This window comes from Actinoplanes sp. GCM10030250, assembly GCF_042666575.1.
GTDB lineage: Bacteria > Actinomycetota > Actinomycetes > Mycobacteriales > Micromonosporaceae > Actinoplanes.
The window spans coordinates 73,055-91,466 of the sequence record NZ_JBHTDO010000011.1; the positions used below are offsets into that span (position 1 = coordinate 73,055).

Below are 18,412 nucleotides of genomic sequence, written 5' to 3' on the forward strand. Positions count from 1 at the left end.
CTAGCCCCGCCGTACGACAAAATCGGGCTGTTCGGCCCGCCCAAGATCTGGGATCATCCGGCAATGTCGGACAACACACGACAACATCGCCTGACCGCCATGCGCGCCTGCGACCGGCTACTTTCCGGCGCCCGCCCGGCAACGATGCGCGAGCGCCTGGCAAAAATGCACGACCAGCTGGCAACGCCGCGCAAGGAGCTGGCAACAACGGACGAGACGGACGACCTCCCGGACTTCTACGGCGACGGCCCGGTATCCACCCTCGAAACCCGGATCGCCGACCTCCTCGGCACGCAAACCGCCGTCTTCTTCCCCACCGGCACCATGGCCCAGCAGGTGGCCCTCCGCTACGGCGCCGACCTGACCGGCCGCCGATCCGTCGCACTGCACCCACTGGGACACCAGGAAGTGCATGAGAGGCATGCGTACGCCGACCTGACCGGCCTGCGCGGCGTCCACTCCACCGCGGCACCCCGCAACCCCACAGCCGCCGACATAGCCGCACTCGACGAGCCGGTAGGCACCGTCGTGATCGAGTTACCGCTCCGCGACGCCGGTTTCGTCCTGCCGGTCTGGGACGAGCTGACCGACGTCTGCGCGGCAGCTCGGGCCTCCGGAGCCCGTGTCCATTTCGACGGTGCACGGATCTGGGAGTCCACCCCGTACCTCGGAAAGTCACTGCGCCAGGTCGCGGCTCTGGCCGACAGCACGTACGTCTCGCTCTATAAATCGATCGACGGCGTCAGCGGCGCCGCACTCGCCGGTACCACCGATCTGGCCGCGTTCGCTCGTGCCTGGCGGCACCGATACGGCGGCAACGTGTTCCAGCAGTGGCCCGCAGCCCTGGTGGCAATGACCGGTCTTGATCGCGAATTGCCCCGGCTCCCCGGCTACGTGGCCCACGCCCGCACGATCGCCACCGCTCTGGCCGCCCTACCTGGCGCCCGCGTGTATCCGGATCCACCGCACACCCATCAGTTCCGCCTCTACCTGCCCTTCCCAGCTCAAACGCTCGACGCCGCCGCGCTCGCGCTCGCGGAGCAGGAGAAGATCTGGTTCGTCGGCGGCTGGCGCGACTCGGGCGTCCCCGGCATCGCGATGACCGAGGTGACAGCAGCGGCCGCGGCCCTGGAGTGGACCGCTGCGGACGTGACCGAAATAGGTCAACGGTTCCTGGCACGGGTCACCGAGGGGTCCTAGGCTCAGCCGTGTGAGTACCTGGCTGGCCACTGTCACCTTCCCGGACGGGACCGTGCGATACGCGCAGTACAGCACCGTCGTCGAGGCGGTCTGCGAAGGTCTCCATCCCGAGGTGTGCCGGCCCGGTGAGACGTTGCCGAGCGGAAACGTCTGCTATCGCGCGGAGGCCGTCGGCGAGCGTCTGCCGTCGTTCCCGTCGGCACCGCTGTCCACGATCGACGAACTGGTTCCGGTGCGGGTCGAGCGGGAGCCCGACGACGACACCTGGCACGCGCTGTACTGCCCGAGCCGTGCCCAGCTGGTGGGGCCACTCTCCGTCCACCACCGGTATCTCCTTCAGGAGGAGATCGGCCTCGTCCGCGACGAGAACGGGGTCCGCCACCTGCGCGAATGGCCCAGCGAGGAAGCGAATTGCGGCCGCCGGATGACAGGCGAGGCGATGGAGGACGGCGCCCAGCCGACAGACGATGAAGCGGACGATGAAGCGGACGATGAAGCGGACGATGAAGCGGACGGTGAAGATGAGCATGGTGGCCGACGGGCAGGCGACCTGTTCGCGGAGTGGGACGCCCCCGACCTCTGCCGCCCCTGCCTTCTGGCCTGGCTCACCAAGCCTGACCCCACCGTTCCCCCAGCTCCAGCCATACCCGAACCAGCGACAAGGCGGGAATGGTGGCGATTTCGCAAATAGCGCCCCTTGTCGGGAGCATGGTCGGCAGCCTACGCTGCCAGCAGCAGGAAAGCGCTTTCCTCACCACGCTCGGAGGAGTTCCACATGGCAGCGCGCAGATCGATCGGCATCGTCATCAATGGGGTGACCGGTCGGATGGGCTATCGGCAGCACCTGGTCCGGTCGCTGCTCGCGATCCGCGAGCAGGGTGGCGTACCGCTCGCGGGGGGCGGGCACATCTGGCCTGAGCTGGTCCTGGTCGGCCGTGACCCGGACAAGCTCGCCGCCATCGCCGCCCAGCACGGGCTCACCGAGTGGACCACCGACCTGGACGCGGCGCTGGCCCGCCCCGATGTCGAGATCTACTTCGACGCGCAGGTGACCGCGCAGCGGGAGAAGGCGATCCGGCAGGCGATCGCCGCCGGCAAGCACGTCTACACCGAGAAGCCGCTCGCGGAGAGCTCCGCGGCCGCCGAGGAGCTGGCCGAGCTGGCCACCGCGGCGGGGGTTCGCAACGGTGTGGTGCAGGACAAGCTGTTCCTGCCGGGCCTGCGCAAGCTGAAGCGGCTGATCGATGGCGGCTTCTTCGGGCAGATCCTCTCGGTCCGCGGCGAGTTCGGTTACTGGGTTTTCGAGGGTGACTGGCAGGTCGCCCAGCGGCCGTCGTGGAACTACCGGCTCGCCGACGGCGGCGGCATCGTGATGGACATGTTCCCGCACTGGAACTACGTGCTGGAGGAGCTGTTCGGTGCGGTCCGCTCGGTGCAGGCCACCACGGCCACGCACATCACGAAGCGGGTGGACGAGCGCGGCGAGGAGTATGACGCCGACGCCGACGACGCGGCGTACGCGATCTTTGAACTCGAGGGTGGCATCGTCGCCCAGCTGAACTCCTCCTGGACCGTGCGGGTGAACCGGGACGAGCTTGTCGAGTTCCAGGTCGACGGCACCGAGGGCAGTGCCGTCGCCGGCCTGCGCGGCTGCAAGATCCAGCACCGGGCGACCACGCCGAAGCCGGTGTGGAACCCGGACCTGCCGCTCACCGGCGCCTCGTTCCGCGACCAGTGGACCGAGGTGCCCGACAACGACGAGTTCGACAACGGCTTCAAGGTGCAGTGGGAGGCGTTCCTGCGGCACGTCGTCGCCGGCGAGGCGTTCCACTGGGACTTCGGGTCCGGCGCCCGGGGCGTCCGCCTGGCCGAGGCCGGCCTGGAGTCCGCCCGCGACGGCCGGCGCGTCGAGCTGGGAAACGCCTGACATGGCCGAGGTGAATCTGCCGGGCGGGCGGAGGCTGACCCTCTCGGCCAGGGAGCCGTGGGCCAGGCCGGAAAGCCCCGCGACCAGCCGGATCGCGTATGCCGCGGCGCACGTCGTCGCTGATCCGCGCGCGGAGAACTCGCCCGGCGCGCCGGCGGTCCTCGACTGGGAGGCGACCCTCGCCTTCCGGCATCACCTCTGGTCGCACGGGTTCGGTGTCGCCGAGGCGATGGACACCGCGCAGCGCGGCATGGGTCTTGACTACACCGCGACCCGCGAGCTCATCCGCCGGAGTTCGGCGGAGGCGGCGGCCGCGGGCGGGCGCATCGTGGCGGGTGTCGCCACCGATCAGCTGCCTCCGGGCCAGGCGACATTGGATCAAGTGCGTCTTGCGTACGCCGAACAGCTCGCCGATGTCGCCCAGGCCGGCGCCGCACCGGTGCTGATGTGCAGCCGCCACCTGGCGGCCACCGCCCGCGACGCCGACGACTACCTCGGCATCTACCGTGAGCTGCTCGAACAGTCCGACAAGCCGGTCGTCCTGCACTGGCTCGGCACCGCCTTCGACCCCGCGCTCGAGGGTTACTGGGGTTCGTCCGACGTGGACAAGGCCACCGAGACCGTGCTGGAGCTGATCAACAGCAACCCGGCGAAGGTCGACGGCATCAAGGTCTCGCTGCTGGACGCCGGTCACGAGATCGGGCTGCGCCGCCGGCTGCCGGCCGGGGTACGCCTCTACACCGGTGACGACTTCAACTATCCGGAGCTGATCCGGGGCGACGAGCAGGGCTACTCGGACGCGCTGCTGGGCATCTTCGCGGCGATCGCACCGGCCGCCGCGGCAGCGCTGGCCGCGCTGGACCGGGGTGACCTGGCGGAGTACGACCGGATCTTCGCGCCGACCGTGCCGCTGTCCCGGCACATCTTCACGGCACCGACCTTCTACTACAAGACCGGCATCGTGTTCCTGGCCTGGCTAGCCGGGCACCAGGAGCACTTCACCATGGTCGGCGGTCTCCAGTCCGGCCGGTCGGTGCCGCACTTCGCGAAGCTGATCGAGCTCGCCGACGCCGCGGCGCTGCTGCCCGACCCGGAGCTGGCAGCACGCCGGGCGAACAAGTTCTTTGAGGTGATGGCGGGATGAACCGGTTCTCCTTCAACCAGATCACGGCGAAGCACTGGGCCCTGCCCGAGCTCGTCGAGGGCCTGACCAGCGCCGGTGTCAGCCAGGTCGCGCTCTGGCGCGAGCCGGTCGCCGAGTACGGCCTGGAGCGCTCCGCCGCCCTGGTCCGCGACGCCGGCCTCACCGTGACGACCCTCTGCCGCAGCGGCTTCTTCCAGGCACCGGACTGGTTCGACGACAACCGCCGGGCCGTCGACGAGGCCGCCGCTCTCGGCACCAACGTGCTGGTCCTGGTCTCTGGCGGCCTTCCCGAGGGGTCGAAGGACATCGCCGGAGCGCGGCAGCACGTCGCCGACGCGATCGCCCAGCTGGTGCCGTACGCGGCTGCCGCTGGGGTGACGCTGGCGATCGAGCCGCTGCACCCGATGTACGCCGCCGACCGCTGCGTGATCAGCACCTGGGACCAGGCGATGGCGATCGCCGAGCAGCACCCGGTCGGGCACGTCGGTGTCACCGTCGACACCTACCACCTGTGGTGGGACGACACCGCGCTCGACAAGATCGCGCGGGCCGGCGAGCGGATCGCGATCTACCAGCTCGCCGACTGGATCACCCCGCTGCCGGCCGGGGTCCTCACCGGGCGCGGCCTTCCCGGTGACGGCTGCGTCGACATGCGGGCCTTCCACACCGCCGTGGAGAACGCCGGCTACACCGGTCCGATCGAGGTCGAGATCATGAACGAGGAGCTCTGGCAGCGTCCCGGGCCGGAGATCCTCGCCGCCGCCATCGCCGGATACCGGGCGATCTAGCAGCTCCGAGACCGGCCGGCGCGGTCAACGGCGATCACGCGTACCGGTCTCGGTAAGCCGGCCGGTTTCAGGGCCGCCGCCATGCCGTCAAGCGGAACTGGAGCCGGCCGGCGTCGGCGAACGAGGGGCAGCCGGATCAGGCGGTGGCACCCTATGATCATGTCCCGTGCGGCATCTGGCCGCCGGATCCTTGGGGAGGATCCACATGCGACGCTCCTCGCGTCTGGGCATGATAACCATCGCCACCGTCTCCTCCGGCTTTCTTCTGGCCGCACCCGCGCAGGCCGCCACCACCGGCGTGGCCACGGCGGGCGTGAGCACGGTGCAATACAAGGCGGCGACCGCCAAGCAGAACAGGGTCGTCGTCACCCGCTCCGGCAACACCGTCACGATCGACGACCGGGTCGCGATCAAGGCCGGTAAGGGCTGCAAGAAGGTCAAGGGTGACAAGACCAGGGTCAAGTGCCGGACGTCCAAGGCACCGGCCCGGCTGAAGGTCTACACGTACGACCGGAACGACTCGATCCGCAACAGCACGAGCCTGCCGATCCACGCGGACGGCGGCACCGGGAACGACACCATCGTCGGCGGATCGGGTAAGGACGCCCTGCACGGCTGGACCGGTTCCGACCGGATCTGGGGTGGCGGCGGCGAGGACCACATCTGGGGCTGGACCGGCACGAACACGATCTACGGCGGTGCCGCCAAGGACACCATCCACGGCGGCGACAACGTGGACCGGATCTTCGGCGAGGGCGGCAAGGACGAGATCTTCGGTGCCGGCGGCAACGACCACATCGACGGCGGCGCCGAGCGCGACTGGCTGATCGGTGAGGACGGCAACGACTCCATCTGGGGCGGCACCGGCGACGACTACATCGACGGCAGCTGGGGCGACGACGTCATCTCCGGCGGCGACGGCCTCGACGAGCTGCACGGCGACGACGGCAGCGACCGTGTTTACGGCGGCGCGGACAGCGACTGGATCTACGCCCACGCCATCAACGGCAACGCCAAGGGCGCGGACTACTACTCCGGCGGTGCCGGACACGACACCGTGACCTATGCCTCGTACTACGACGCGGCGATCACCGCGGACGCGGACGGTGTCAAGGGCGACGACGGTGCGGCCGGCGAGCACGACACGATCGCCACCGACGTCGAGAGCCTCCGCGGCGGTGACGGTGACGACAAGCTGTACGGCCGGCCCGGCGACGACGACCTCACCGGTGGACCGGGCAACGACTCGATCTACGGCAACGGCGGTGAGGACACACTCTGGGGCGACGAGGGTGACGACCTGCTGGACGGTGTCACGAACGACAGCGCGTACGACCAGATCGACGGCGGCGAGGGCACGGACAAGTGCCTTCGCGACGAGCTGGACGTCGACCAGCGCTGCGAGAGCTAGGGCTGCGAGAGCCTAGGGCTGACGCGAGCGGAGCTCCACCAGGAGCCCGTCGCGATCGGTGAGAACAGCGCCCAGGATGCGCCGGCCTGCCGCGAGCAGGTCGGCGACATCCGGGGTGCTCAGCGCATACATCACCAGCGCACCGTCCCGGAACGAGCTCACGATCCCGGCGCGGCGCAGCACCGCCAGCTGCTGTGACAGGTTCGAGGCTTCCACGTCGATCTCGGCGAGCAGGTCGCGTACCGGTTTCGGGCCGTCCTGCAGCAGCTCCAGCACCCGGATCCGGACCGGGTGGCCCAGCGTGCGAAACATCTCGGCCTTCGCCTGGTACAGCGGCACTGACACGACGCGTCCCTCCGCCTGGACCGATGGCTCTACCGCATCTCCAACGCGAGAGGTGCGAAGTGGTTGTGGCAGATGAGCACTTTCGGAGTTGCAGAAATCCGCAACTGACCGGCTTGACGTAACGAAGCTCTCACGGCGTCGTCTGTCCGAACCGGACTCGATGTGCGACCCGATCCGCCGGGTGTCGGACACGATTCGGCAAGACCGCACAGAAGCCGTGGAGGGACCGTAATGCCGGACATGGACGTAGCTCTCAAGGACGCGATGCAGATCGACGGCGCCATCGGCGTCGCTCTCGTGGACCGTTCGAGCGGAATGGCACTGGGCATCGCCGGCGGCGGCCGGGACTTCGACCTCACCGTGGCGGCGGCCGCGAACACCGAGGTTATCCGGGCGAAGCTGCGCACCATGGAGATGCTCAACCTGCACGAGAACGTCGAGGACATCCTGGTCACCCTCGACAGCCAATATCACCTGCTCCGGCCCCTGACCGGCCGGTCCGGGCAGGGCCTGTTCCTCTACCTCGCGCTGAACAAGGACCGGGCGAACCTCGCGCTCGCCCGGCACCAACTCAAGCGCATCGAGGCAGGCCTCGATATCTAGAGCCGTGGGTACGCGCTCCGCGACGGGTCATCCCGATGATCCGGCCGCGGCGTGACCGGGGTGAAGAAGGATGTGCTCGGAGCCGGGTCGCGTACCGGGTCTCCGTCGAGGATCTCGGTCATCCGGCGGACCGTCGGGTCACCCTCGTCGGCCACGTAGTCGTGTTCGCGCGTACCGTCGCGGCCGTCGGGGATGCCCAGCGACCGGAACAGCGGCGTGGTCAGGAACGTGACGATCAGGTTCACCGCCAGCGCGACGATCCCGACGTAGATGCTCGCGTCGCTGTTGATGCCGATGGTCTCCAGCGGCCAGGCCGATCCGCCGAAGTGCTCGCGCACCACGGTCCGGCCGTCGGCTCCGCCGAACTTGGGCACCTGGTAGAGCATCACCATGCCGACGAGCAGGCCGGAGCCGATCCCGGTGGCGAGCGCCCAGCGGTGGAACCAGTTGGTGTAGAGGCCGAGCGCCACCGCCGGCAGCGTCTGCATGATCACCACGCCGCCGATGAGCTGAAGGTCGATCGCGAACTGGGTGTTGAGCAGCAGGATCACGAGCAGGGCACCGAACTTCACGGTCAGCGAGACGGTCTTGCTGACGTACGTCTCCTCCTTGGCGGAGGCGCCCGGCCGGATGTACTCCCGGTAGATGTCGCGGGTGAACAGGTTGGCCGCCGCGATCGACATGATCGCGGCCGGCACCATGGCGCCCACGCCGATCGCGGCGAAGACCATCCCGGCGGTCCAGGCGGGTGCGTTCTGGCTGAACCACTGGGGCACGACAGTGTTGCTGTTACCGCCGATCGCCTGGGTGTTGCTGTAGATCGCCGCGAACCCGACGAGCATCAGGATGCCGAGGGTCAGCGTGTAGATCGGTAGTACGGCCAGGTTGCGCCGCAGCGTGCCCCGGTTCCGTGACGCCAGCACGCCGGTGAGCGTGTGCGGGTAGAGGAAGAGCGCGACCGCCGAGCCGAGCGCCAGCGTCACGTAGTTGAGCTGGCTCTGCGGCGCGAGCAGCAGCCCGTCGTCGACACGCGGGGTCGCCGTGAACTTCTCCTGCGCCAGCCGGAACACCGGTTCCCAGCCGCCCGGCATCATCGACACGATCATCACCACGGACAGCACCGACCAGAGCACCAGGGCGTCCTTGACGATCGACACCAGCGCCGGCCCGCGCAGCCCGGAGCTGAACGTGTAGACCGCGAGCACCAGGAACGCGACGGTCAGCGGCCAGCCCTTGGGCAGGCCCATCACCTCGAAGACCGCCTCGATGCCGATGAGTTGCAGAGCGATGTACGGCATCGTGGCGACGATTCCCAGCACCGCGACGATCGTGCCGAGTTCCCGGGAGCCGAACCGGGCCCGCACGAACTCGGCAGGCGTGACGAAACCGTGCACGTGGCAGACCGACCAGAACCGCGCCAGCACCACGAAGAGCATCGGGTAGACGATCACCAGGAACGGCACCGGGAAGAAGCCGGCGGCTCCCAGCCCGTACACCAGGGTGGGCACCGCGACGAACGTGTAGGCCGTGTAGACATCGCCGCTGAGCAGGAAGAACGTCACCCAGTTGCCGAACGCCCGGCCGCCGAGTCCCCACTCCTCAAGGCTGTGGATGTCGTTCGGCCGGCGCCACCGCGCGGCCGAGAAACCCATCACCGCGACCACGCCGAAGATCAGCACGAAGACGGTGAGCTGCACCGCCTGGTCGTCCATGGCCGGCACGTCAGCGCACCCTCGTGTGGACGAAGGCGATGACACCGCTGGCCAGGAACGCGAACCCGAGCTGGCACCAGTAGAAGAACGGCAGCCCGAGGAACGCCGGTTCGATGCGGTTGTAGAGGGCCGGCACCAGCGGCAGGACGATCGGGATCAGCAGCAGCCAGTGGTAGGGGTTGGAGTCCGGGCGGCGGAAGAAGCCGCTCAGGGTCCGGCGCTGCGGCATCTCGTCGTAGAGAGCCGCGTGCCGGGGACGGGAGATCGGCATGGTCCGCGGTATCTCGGAACGCGGCGGCCATTCCGACGGTGGGCTCTGCAATGAGGAGTGCCAGTCGGGTGATCCGTATCGCCTGTCCGCCATGGCAGCCTCCGGAGGGTGATCAAGTGTCCACCGGGCGCAATGCTCGCAGGTGATCTAGATCACGATCATCATCCGTTCGGGGGATGGCTGATCATCCTTTCATTCACTTCTGTCTATCGTTAGGACGGTTGGTGGTTCGCCATGCACACTGGTCTACGTGCTTGCTCCGCCGATGCCCGAGATCGGCACCGCGATGATGATCCAGCAGTGGCGGCAGCTGACGTTCCTGCACTGGCGCTATCCCGTCGACGCGGTGCGACCCCTGCTCCCCGCGGAACTCACCCCGCACACCATCGACGGTGACGTCTGGGTGGGGCTGATCCCCTTCCTGATGTGCGAGGTGCGGCCGCCCGGGATTCCCGAGCTGCCGTGGCTCTCCCGCTTTCCGGAGACCAACCTGCGCACCTACGTCACCGGCCCCGACGGCGGCACCGGCATCTGGTTCTTCTCGCTCGACGCCGCCCGGCTGCCGGCCGTCGCCGCCGCCCGCGCCGGGCTCAACCTGCCCTACCGCTGGGCCAGGATGTCGCTGCGCGATGACGGCGACACGATGACCTACCGGGGCGTCCGTCGTTACGAGCCGCGCGGTGCCGGTTACCGCATCAGCGTGCGACGCGGCGCCGAGCACGCCGAGACCGAGCTCAGCCCGCTCGACCACTTCCTCACCACCCGGCATCGGCTCTACACCGTGAAGCTCGGCCGTCTGGTCACTGTGGACGTGTGGCATCCACCCTGGCCACTGCACCGCGCCGAGGTGGTCGACCTGCGGGAGGACCTCACCGTCGCGGCCGGACTGCCCCGGCCGCACGGTGCGCCACTCGTGCACTGGTCACCGGGCGTGCGCACGAGGATCGGCATGCCCCGCATTCTCAGATGAACTCCGCGGCCAGCATCCCGAACTGCAGCTCGTTGCTCCACTCGCCCTTGAACATCTCGTTCTCCACCAGCCGCGCCTCCTGGCGCATGCCGAGCCGCAGTGCCACTTTCGCCGACGCCTGGTTGCGCTCGTCGACCCGGGCCACGATCCGGTGCAGGCCCAGCTCACGGAAGCCGAGCCCGAGCAGTGCCCGCGCCGCCTCGGTGGCATAACCCTGACCGGCGAACTCCGGGTTGAACACATAGCCGATCTCACCACCGCTGTGCTCCCGGCTGTGCCACATCAGCACCACGTCGCCGACCAGCTCACCGGTGTCGCGGCGCTCGACCCCGAGCAGCAGGCCCTGCCCCTCGTCGGTCAGCTCGCGGACGGCCCAGCGCCCCTCGATCCGCTCGATGATGCTTTCGCGCGTCATGGGCTCGAACGGCACGTAACGGCACACGTCGGGCAGGCCCCGATAAGCCAGCAGGGCGTCGGCGTCGTCCAGCGTCACCGGGCGCAGAGCGAGCCGTTCGGTCAGGACGGGGAAGGTCGGTCGCAACACAGGCACGCGCCGATAGTGCCATCCCGCCGCTCTTTTCGCACACCCGTTCGAGTTATCCACACCCTGTGTGCAACCCCTGTGGATGGTCGCTCCAGGCGGTCTCCGCACGCTTTTCTTTTTGTACGCCTTTTCGCACAGTCACGCCGGCTCCACGCGACCTGACTGCCGGGTACAGACCGTGCCGCGCCTGCCGGGCGTGAGTGGGTGGTCCCGGTCGGAACGCGGGTCAGATGCGGTGGTCGCCGGCGCTCGTGTGCCGGTTGACCAGCAGCCAGGCGCCCGGCAACAGGGCGGCGGCCAGACCCGTCTTGAGGATGTCGCCGATGACGTAGGGCGCGAGGCCGTTGGCCAGGGCCGACGCCAGATCCATGCCGGTCGCGAAGGCGAGCCAGGGAACGCCGATCAGGTAGATCAGCCCGTTGCCCGCGGCCATCAGCGTGATCGTGAGGCCCGGCCGGCGGTCCGCGCCGAGGGCTGCGAGCTGGCCGGTCAGGGCCGCCGCGACGATGAAGCCGACCAGGTAGCCCGCGGTGGCGGTGGGCCAGCCCGACTCGCCGCCGGCGAACCAGGGGACACCGAGGGCGCCCGCCACCGCGTACAGCAGCATGCCGGCCGCGCCCCGGCTCGCGCCCAGGGTGGCGGCGGCCAGCAGGACGGCGAAGGTCTGTCCGGTGATCGGCACGGGTGATCCGGGGACCGGGATGGCGATCTGCGCGGCCGCGCCGACGGCTGCCGCGGCGCCAACGGTGAGGACCACGTCGCGCACCGCGGAACGGCCCCAGACGTCGGCGAGCACACCTGTGGGGCGGCCGGGAACCATCGTGCTGAGTACGCCGTCGGTCACCGCACACCCCTTCTGTTCACGTAGGACGAACCCTAGGGTCCGCTGATCGGTAGCGGCAGAGGTCAGCCGGGAAATGTGATGCTCATGTGATCGTTAACAGAAACCGGGACCGGAGGCATCCGCCCCCAGTCCCGGTCCATGATCAGAGAGTGAGCGTCCAGGTGTTGATGTAGCCGGTGTCGTTGCGGTAGGTGTCCTGCACCTTGAGGCGCCAGGTGCCGTTCGCCGCCTCGCTGGACAGGTTGGTGGTGTACGTCGCGTTGACGTTGTCAGCGCTGTCGGAGGTCGACACGGGCTTCAGGTTGTAGGTGCTCCCGTCCGGCGCGACCAGGTCGACCCGGAGGTCACCCCGGAACGTGTGGACGATGTTCACCGCGACCTTGGAGGTCGACGAGGCGTTGCGGGCACAGCCGCTGATCGCGATGTCGCTGTAGACCGCGGCACCCAGGTCCGGGATGGACACGTCGGTGGCGTTGGTCGCCGTGCAGCCCGCCGGCGGGTTGCTCGGTGAGCTGGTCGGCGACACGGTGGGCGACGTGGTCGAACCCGAGCAGGTCGGGTCGGCCGACTGGGCCGGCATGCTGACCGCGTCCCAGGCCGCCTTGACCGTGTTGAAGACCGTGCAGTTGTTCGGGTACAGGTTCTTCGCCGCGGTCAGCGTCCAGGTGCGGTACTTGACGTACGACGAGCTCGACGTCTTCATCAGCATCGCGTTGTACATGACCTTCATCGCGGTCTGGATGCCGACACCGGTGATCGCGCCGGAGCCGCTGCACCGGGTGCTGGCCGGCTGGCCGTTCGTCGGGTTGGTGCCCTCGGCGAGCAGGTAGAACCAGTGGTTGCCGGGACCGGCCGCGGCGTGCACCTCGTCGCTCGGCGTGCTGCTGGAGTAGCAGTTGTCGTCCCCGGCGAGCGACGGGTTGTACATGTAGCGGATCGGGCCGCTGCCGACCAGGTTGACCTCTTCGCCGACCTGGTAGTCGGGGGCGTCGCTGGGGTTGTTCGCGAACCACTCGGTGGCCGCGCCGATGGTGTCGGCGACGAACTCCTGGGTGTTGCCGCGAGAGATGCCGCCCGGCGTGGTGTCGTCGACGCCGTGACCCAGCTCGTGGCCGACCACGTCGGCCGAGCTGATCCACTGGCCGGCGGTGTTCTTGCCGATCTGGATCTGGGTGCCGTCGTAGTAGGCGTTCTGCTGGTTGAGGCCGACCCGGATCGGCCAGCCGCCGCCGCTGCCGTTGAAGCCGTTGCGGCCGAGCCAGCTGCTCAGCATCGCCTTCTGCTTCTGTGCGGTGTAGAAGGCGTCGACACAGCCGGTCTCCCGGTTGGTGCCGGTGCCGTTGCCCCACGCGTTGTCGGTGCCGCTGAAGACCGTGTTGTTCGCCGCGTCCTGGCAGCTCAGGGTCGTCATCGACGGGTCACGCAGGCTGTAGGTCGAGCCCGAGAGGGTGGTGTCCAGGCTGACCGCACCGTTGATCCAGCCGGTGCCGGTGCCCGCCACGTCCATCACGTTCTCGTAGGTGCGCAGCACCGCGCCGGTGAGGGCGTCGACGTCGACGGTGAGCCGGCTGATGCCCTCCTCGCTGGTGCCCTTGATGGTGGACTCCCACGCCAGGCGCGGGGTGCCGGTCGTGCTCTCCACGACGAGCCGGGTGCCCTCGACCTCCTTGACGGTCTTGAGCTCGGCCTTGGCGATGGGGAGCGACTCGGCCGCGGTCAGCTTCGGGGTTACCGAGAGCGAACCGAGCGGCCGGGACTGGGCGACCGACGTGTACTTCGTCTGCCCGGCGTTGTCGGTGACGACGACGAAGTCTCCGCCGATCACCGGGAGGCCTTTGTAGACCCGGTCGTAGGGGACGTACTGGAGGTTCTCGGAAGAGATCACCGGGTGTTGCACGAACGCCTCGTCGGCGCTGGCGAGCAGCACCGCTGGGCGGTCGGCCACGAGCGCCGACGCGGAGTCCGCGGCCGCGGCGGCTGCCGCGGCGGGGGATACCGGCTGGGCGGTCGCCGGTCCGGCGACCGCCACCATGGCCGACGCCACCGCGGTTGCGGCAGTCACGGCGATGACGACAGGGGTACGGGATTTCACGCGCATACTCCTTTCCCGTCCGTGGGGTGCCGGACGGGCCTCAACCGTCCATGGACGGTAGGTCACACCGGGGTGACTTGAGGTGAGACGTTATGCATCGATGGACGTCACCGAATCGGGGAAAACCCTTGCGGTGCCCGGCGGAGTGCGGGTGGTCAGCCGCCGATCTCGTTGACCTCGACCAGCGGAGCGTCGTTCCACCACTGCGCGTGAACGATGAAGCTGCGCGCTGTCGAGGTGAAATACACCACCAGGTTCGTGTCCGATCCCTGCTTCTGCACGCTGTAACCGTCCGCCGGAGTGGCGGTGACCAGCGTGACGATGCCGCGGCTGGTCATCTTGATGACCGCCTGGCCGCCGTCGCAGCGGAACGTCCGCACGTAGGTCTTCACGCCGTCGTCACCGGTGGTGACGGTCCAGCCGTTTTCGGTGGTGGTCGGCGGCGTGGTGGTCGCCGGTGCCGTGGTGGCCGGGGCGGTGGTGGCGCCGGTGGGTGGTTTCGACGACGGCTTCCGAGATGTCTTCGACGGTGAGGGACTGTCCGTCCCGGGATCCTCGTCGGTCGGCTCGGGGCGCTCCGGTACGGCCGGCGGCGGCGTGGGCGAGCTGGTCGTGGTGACGGCGACCTCGGCACCCGGCAGCTGACCGAGCTCCGGCAGCGCCTCTTCACCGGCGCGAGCGGCGTTCAGCACGGGCGAGAGCGCGAACGAGGAGAGCACGATGCTCGTGGCTGTGGCCACACACCACCCGGCTATCGGCAGCCACCTGGAAGATCGCACGCGGCCATCCTCTCACCTGGCCCTATTGTGTGCGCCATGGCGTTGATCCTGTTGGTCGAGGACGACCGCATCATCACGGCTGCCCTGACCCGTGCGCTGACCGACGCCGGGCACGTCGTGCGCCCGGTCGGTCAGGCCGCCCATGCGTTGCGCATCGTCTCTCAGGAGCGGCCGGACCTGGTCATTCTCGATCTCGGGCTGCCTGACATCGACGGCACCGACGCGCTGCGGATGATGCGCACGGTGTCCGACGTGCCGGTGATCGTGGCCACCGCGCGGCGGTCCGAGGCGGACATCATCGCGTTGCTGCAGGCCGGTGCCGACGACTACGTGACGAAACCGTTCTCCGGCGGGCACATCCTGGCGCGAATCTCCGCGGTGCTGCGCCGGGCGCGGGTCACCACCGAGCAGCAGCCGAACACCATCACCGTGGGTGAGCTGGTGATCATGCCGAGGCAGCGGCGGGTGGAGCTGCGGGGCGAGCCGTTGCAGCTCACCCGGCGCGAGTTCGACGTCCTCGCGTACCTGGCGGAGCGGGTGGGTCAGGTGATCAGCCGCCGGGAGCTGATGAACCAGGTCTGGCAGCAGGCCCGCATCGGCGAGGAACAGACGATCGACGTGCACATCTCCTGGCTGCGCCGCAAGCTCGGCGAGACGGCCGCGAAACCTCGTTTCCTGCACACCGTCCGGGGAGTCGGCGTCATGATGGTCGATCCGCAGTGAGGTGGGCCCTCAACCGCCTGGCGCTGGCGATCACGTCGATGGTGGCCCTGGCGTTCCTCGTGCCGCTGGCGTTCGCGACCCGGCAGATCGCCTACGACCGGGCCATCTCCGAGGCCCGGCAGCAGGCGACGGCGATGGTGACCGTGCTGGGCGTCGACAGCGACCTGGTGGAGCTGACGAACGCGGTGGCCAGCACCGCGGCCGGCAGTGCCGGGCAACTCGCCGTGCACCTGCCCGAGCTCGCGCCGATCGGCACCTCGCACCTCACCACCGGCCAGGTCCAGCGTGCTCTTTCCGAGCGCCGCTCGGCGACCGCCGAGGCACCGGGGGGAATCGCGTATCTGCAGCCCACGGTGATGAGCGATGGCCGTACCGTCGTGGTTGAGGTCTTCGTCCCGCAGGAGGAGACCCGCCGCGGTGTGCTGACCGCCTGGCTGGCCCTCAGCGGTCTCGCGGTCGTCCTGGTCGGTGGTTCGACGTTGCTCGCCGATCGGCTCGGCAGCCAGCTGGTCCGATCCACCCGCCAGCTCGCGGCGGCGACGCGCCGGCTCGGCGGCGGCGAGCTGAACGAGCGCATCACCCCGACCGGGCCGCGCGAGCTGCGCGACGCGGCCCGGGACTTCAACACCATGGCCGACGACCTGCGCCGGCTTCTGGACCGCGAGCGCGAGCTCGCCGCCGATCTTTCACACCGATTGCGTACGCCGCTGACCGGCCTGCGCCTGGACGTGGAGGCGATGCCGCCCGGCCCGATCGCCGAGCGGATGCAGCAGGCCTGTGACCTGCTCGACGAGGAACTCGAAGCGATCATCAACGGTGCCCGGCTGGGCAGCATCGAATCCCGGGGCACCGAGCAGTGCGACCTGGTCGAGGTGCTCGCCGACCGGCTGGCCTTCTGGTCGGTGCTGGCCGAGGACCAGGAACGGCCCTGGGAGGTGGTCGGCGGCAACGAGCCGGTGATGGTGCCGATGCCGGCCAGCGAGGTGATCCTGGTCGTGGACGCGCTGCTGGGCAACGTCTTCTCGCACACCCCCGACGGCACGGCGTTCCGGGTCCTGGTCTCCGGGAGCGGACTGCTCGTCGACGACGCCGGCCCCGGTATCGCCGATCCGGCGAGCGCCGTGCGGCGCGGGTTCAGCGGTGCCGGATCGACGGGTCTGGGCCTGGACATCGTGCGCCGGGCCGCGGAGACCGTTCGCGGGCAGCTCGTCATCGACCGCAGCCCGCTCGGCGGTGCCCGGATCGGTTTCCTGCTCCACGCCGCGCCCGAGCCTCCCGAGCAGCCACGACGCACCCGCCGCGCATTTTCGTAAGGTTTTCGGTGCCTTTAAGGCTCCGTTATGGAAGCTCCGTTTAACGTTCCGGCCGTACCAGCCAGGACGACATGTATGGAGCTGACATGCGCAGGAAGATCGCCTACCCGCTGGCTACCCTCGGGATGGTCGCATCGAGCTTGGCCGTCGCGTCGTCGCCCGCCCTGGCGCACGGCTACGTGTCCTCCCCGCCGAGCCGCCAGGCGCAGTGCGCCGCCGGCGCGGTGGCGAACTGTGGTGCCATCCAGTTCGAGCCGCAGAGTGTCGAGGCCCCGAAGGGCTCCACCCAGTGCAACGGGGGGAACGCCAACTTCTCGGTGCTCAACGACAACTCCCGCAACTGGCCCGCGACGAGCGTCGGCAGCTCGGTCACCTTCAACTGGGTGCTGACCGCCCGGCACCGGACCGCCACCTGGGTGTACTCGATCGGCGGCAAGCAGATCGCGTCGTTCAACGACAACAACGCGATCCCCAACGCGACCGTCTCGCACAAGGTCGACGTCAGCGGCTTCTCCGGCCGGCAGACCGTGCTCGCGGTGTGGAACATCGGTGACACGATCAACGCCTTCTACAGCTGCGTGGACCTGAACATCGGCGGTGGTGGCGGTTCGACGCCGACCACGGCGCCGACGACGGCCGCTCCGACCACGCCGCCCACCAAGGCTCCGACGGCCGCTCCGACCACGGCACCGACCACTGTCGCGCCGACCCGCACCGCGACGACGGCACCGACCAGCACCTCGAAGCCGGCGAACGGCAAGGAGTGGGCGCCGGGTGTGGCGTACCGGGTCGACGACGTGGTGACCTACGAGGGCGTCTCCTACAAGTGCCGCCAGGGGCACAGCTCGATCCGCAGCTGGGAGCCCTCCATCTGGACGCTCGCCCTCTGGCTGCCGCTGTGAAGCCGGCCGCCGCTGTGAAGCCGGCCGCCGCTGTGAAGCCGGCCGCTGCTGTGAAGCCGGCTGCTGTGAAGCCGGCTGCTGTTAAGCGCTGGGTAGCGCTCGCCCTGGCCGCCCCGCTCCTGCTCGGAGCATGCGGCACCGACACGGGCAAGGACGCCGCGGCCCCGGCCGCCGGGACGGCGCAGACGCAGAACGTCAAGAACGTGTCCGAGATCAGCGCCGGATCGACGTTCAACGACACCGACGTGATGTTCCTGCAGATGCTGGTGGACAACCAGGAGCAGGGCCTCGAGATGGTGGAGATCGCCGCCGAGCGCGCGCAGCGCCCGGAGGTCGTCGACTTCGCGAAGGCCGTACAGGCCACGCAGAACGACGAGATCTCGATGATGAAGAACTGGCTCACCGAGTGGGGCAAGCCGACGAAGGTGGACGAGCGGGTCAGCCTGCACGCCGATCACGGCGGCATGCCGAGCACCGGTGACCAGGAGATCGAGGCGCTGCGCACGGTCGGTAAGGGTAAGTTCGAGACCGCCTTCCTCAACCTCTTCCTGGCGCACCAGCACAACGCTGTCGAGATGGCCGGGCTGGAACTGGACAAGGGCGGCAACGAGCTGGCCAAGTCGTACGCGGAGCGGGTCAAGCAGTCCCGCTCCGACCAGGTGCAGCAGATGCTGAAGCTTCTCAACGGCTGATCGTCCCAGCCCGAACAGAGCGACCCGCGTGGGGAACCGCGGGTCGCTCTGTTCGTCGTATGGGCAGAATGGGTGGCTTGCCCGGATTACGTTACGTGCGTCGGAACTCTCTCGGAGGCGCACGTGCACGCTTTGGCCCGTACATCCGCAGT

The 18,412-nt window shown here is 69.0% G+C and carries 19 protein-coding genes; 12 read left to right on the top strand and 7 right to left on the bottom strand.

What is annotated here, in order from left to right; genetic code table 11:
* The first annotated feature begins 63 nt into the window (after positions 1-63).
* The 6 genes from ACFQV6_RS16525 (at position 64) to ACFQV6_RS16550 (ending at position 6,470) form a co-directional block, all read left to right on the top strand.
* Positions 64-1,200 carry a threonine aldolase family protein gene (locus ACFQV6_RS16525; protein WP_378028366.1) on the top strand — a complete coding sequence of 379 codons (1,137 nt, stop codon included), beginning with the start codon at positions 64-66 and terminating at the stop codon, positions 1,198-1,200.
* A gap of 10 nt (positions 1,201-1,210) precedes the next feature.
* Positions 1,211-1,891 (top strand): hypothetical protein, encoded by a 681-nt coding sequence (locus tag ACFQV6_RS16530; RefSeq protein ID WP_378028367.1) that lies wholly within the window; start codon positions 1,211-1,213, stop codon positions 1,889-1,891.
* A gap of 84 nt (positions 1,892-1,975) precedes the next feature.
* Positions 1,976-3,127 (top strand): Gfo/Idh/MocA family protein, encoded by a 1,152-nt coding sequence (locus tag ACFQV6_RS16535; RefSeq protein WP_378028368.1) that lies wholly within the window; start codon positions 1,976-1,978, stop codon positions 3,125-3,127.
* Position 3,128: 1 nt separating this feature from the next.
* Positions 3,129-4,271 carry a dihydrodipicolinate synthase family protein gene (locus ACFQV6_RS16540; protein WP_378028369.1) on the top strand — a complete coding sequence of 381 codons (1,143 nt, stop codon included), beginning with the start codon at positions 3,129-3,131 and terminating at the stop codon, positions 4,269-4,271.
* Positions 4,268-5,059 carry a sugar phosphate isomerase/epimerase family protein gene (locus ACFQV6_RS16545; protein WP_378028370.1) on the top strand — a complete coding sequence of 264 codons (792 nt, stop codon included), beginning with the start codon at positions 4,268-4,270 and terminating at the stop codon, positions 5,057-5,059. Before ACFQV6_RS16540 ends, ACFQV6_RS16545 begins: the two co-directional genes overlap by 4 nt.
* 205 nt (positions 5,060-5,264) lie before the next feature.
* Positions 5,265-6,470 (top strand): calcium-binding protein, encoded by a 1,206-nt coding sequence (locus ACFQV6_RS16550; RefSeq protein WP_378028371.1) that lies wholly within the window; start codon positions 5,265-5,267, stop codon positions 6,468-6,470.
* A 12-nt stretch (positions 6,471-6,482) separates the two neighbouring features.
* Here the strand turns inward: ACFQV6_RS16550 and ACFQV6_RS16555 are convergent, their stop codons facing one another.
* Positions 6,483-6,815, bottom strand: a complete 333-nt coding sequence (locus ACFQV6_RS16555) for an ArsR/SmtB family transcription factor (RefSeq protein WP_378028372.1) — start codon at positions 6,813-6,815, stop codon at positions 6,483-6,485.
* Between the two features lie 231 nt (positions 6,816-7,046).
* Between ACFQV6_RS16555 and ACFQV6_RS16560 the strand changes: the two genes are divergently transcribed.
* Positions 7,047-7,418: a hypothetical protein gene (locus ACFQV6_RS16560; protein WP_378028373.1), complete on the top strand. Its 372-nt coding sequence runs from the start codon at positions 7,047-7,049 to the stop codon at positions 7,416-7,418.
* On the opposite strand, the gene ACFQV6_RS16565 is transcribed toward ACFQV6_RS16560, so the two are convergent.
* Both ACFQV6_RS16565 and ACFQV6_RS16570 read right to left on the bottom strand, forming a co-directional pair.
* Positions 7,415-9,130 carry a sodium:solute symporter gene (locus ACFQV6_RS16565; RefSeq protein WP_378028491.1) on the bottom strand — a complete coding sequence of 572 codons (1,716 nt, stop codon included), beginning with the start codon at positions 9,128-9,130 and terminating at the stop codon, positions 7,415-7,417. The two genes, ACFQV6_RS16560 and ACFQV6_RS16565, sit on opposite strands and share 4 nt — an antisense overlap.
* Positions 9,131-9,140: 10 nt before the next feature.
* The gene (locus tag ACFQV6_RS16570) at positions 9,141-9,401 is read right to left on the bottom strand and encodes a DUF3311 domain-containing protein (RefSeq protein ID WP_378028374.1); all 261 of its coding nucleotides are present in this window, start codon (positions 9,399-9,401) and stop codon (positions 9,141-9,143) included.
* A gap of 250 nt (positions 9,402-9,651) precedes the next feature.
* Between ACFQV6_RS16570 and ACFQV6_RS16575 the strand changes: the two genes are divergently transcribed.
* Positions 9,652-10,371: a YqjF family protein gene (locus tag ACFQV6_RS16575; protein ID WP_378028375.1), complete on the top strand. Its 720-nt coding sequence runs from the start codon at positions 9,652-9,654 to the stop codon at positions 10,369-10,371.
* On the opposite strand, the gene ACFQV6_RS16580 is transcribed toward ACFQV6_RS16575, so the two are convergent.
* The 4 genes from ACFQV6_RS16580 to ACFQV6_RS16595 all read right to left on the bottom strand — a co-directional run bounded on the left by ACFQV6_RS16580 (position 10,364) and on the right by ACFQV6_RS16595 (position 14,630).
* Entirely contained in the window at positions 10,364-10,921 is a 558-nt protein-coding gene (locus tag ACFQV6_RS16580) for a GNAT family N-acetyltransferase (protein WP_378028376.1), read from the bottom strand. The two genes, ACFQV6_RS16575 and ACFQV6_RS16580, sit on opposite strands and share 8 nt — an antisense overlap.
* A gap of 220 nt (positions 10,922-11,141) precedes the next feature.
* Entirely contained in the window at positions 11,142-11,735 is a 594-nt protein-coding gene (locus ACFQV6_RS16585; RefSeq protein WP_378028492.1) for a biotin transporter BioY, read from the bottom strand.
* Positions 11,736-11,901: 166 nt separating this feature from the next.
* Positions 11,902-13,851 carry a M4 family metallopeptidase gene (locus ACFQV6_RS16590; RefSeq protein ID WP_378028377.1) on the bottom strand — a complete coding sequence of 650 codons (1,950 nt, stop codon included), beginning with the start codon at positions 13,849-13,851 and terminating at the stop codon, positions 11,902-11,904.
* Positions 13,852-14,006: 155 nt separating this feature from the next.
* Positions 14,007-14,630: a DNA mismatch repair protein MutL gene (locus ACFQV6_RS16595; RefSeq protein ID WP_378028378.1), complete on the bottom strand. Its 624-nt coding sequence runs from the start codon at positions 14,628-14,630 to the stop codon at positions 14,007-14,009.
* A 36-nt stretch (positions 14,631-14,666) separates the two neighbouring features.
* Between ACFQV6_RS16595 and ACFQV6_RS16600 the strand changes: the two genes are divergently transcribed.
* From ACFQV6_RS16600 to ACFQV6_RS16615, 4 genes are all read left to right on the top strand, one after another.
* Positions 14,667-15,353, top strand: a complete 687-nt coding sequence (locus ACFQV6_RS16600; RefSeq protein WP_378028379.1) for a response regulator transcription factor — start codon at positions 14,667-14,669, stop codon at positions 15,351-15,353.
* On the top strand, positions 15,350-16,666 hold the full coding sequence (locus ACFQV6_RS16605) for a HAMP domain-containing protein (protein WP_378028380.1): 1,317 nt from the start codon (positions 15,350-15,352) through the stop codon (positions 16,664-16,666). Before ACFQV6_RS16600 ends, ACFQV6_RS16605 begins: the two co-directional genes overlap by 4 nt.
* An 86-nt stretch (positions 16,667-16,752) precedes the next feature.
* Positions 16,753-17,568 (top strand): lytic polysaccharide monooxygenase, encoded by an 816-nt coding sequence (locus tag ACFQV6_RS16610; protein ID WP_378028381.1) that lies wholly within the window; start codon positions 16,753-16,755, stop codon positions 17,566-17,568.
* Positions 17,569-17,633: 65 nt separating this feature from the next.
* On the top strand, positions 17,634-18,260 hold the full coding sequence (locus ACFQV6_RS16615; protein ID WP_378028382.1) for a DUF305 domain-containing protein: 627 nt from the start codon (positions 17,634-17,636) through the stop codon (positions 18,258-18,260).
* Positions 18,261-18,412 lie beyond the last annotated feature (152 nt).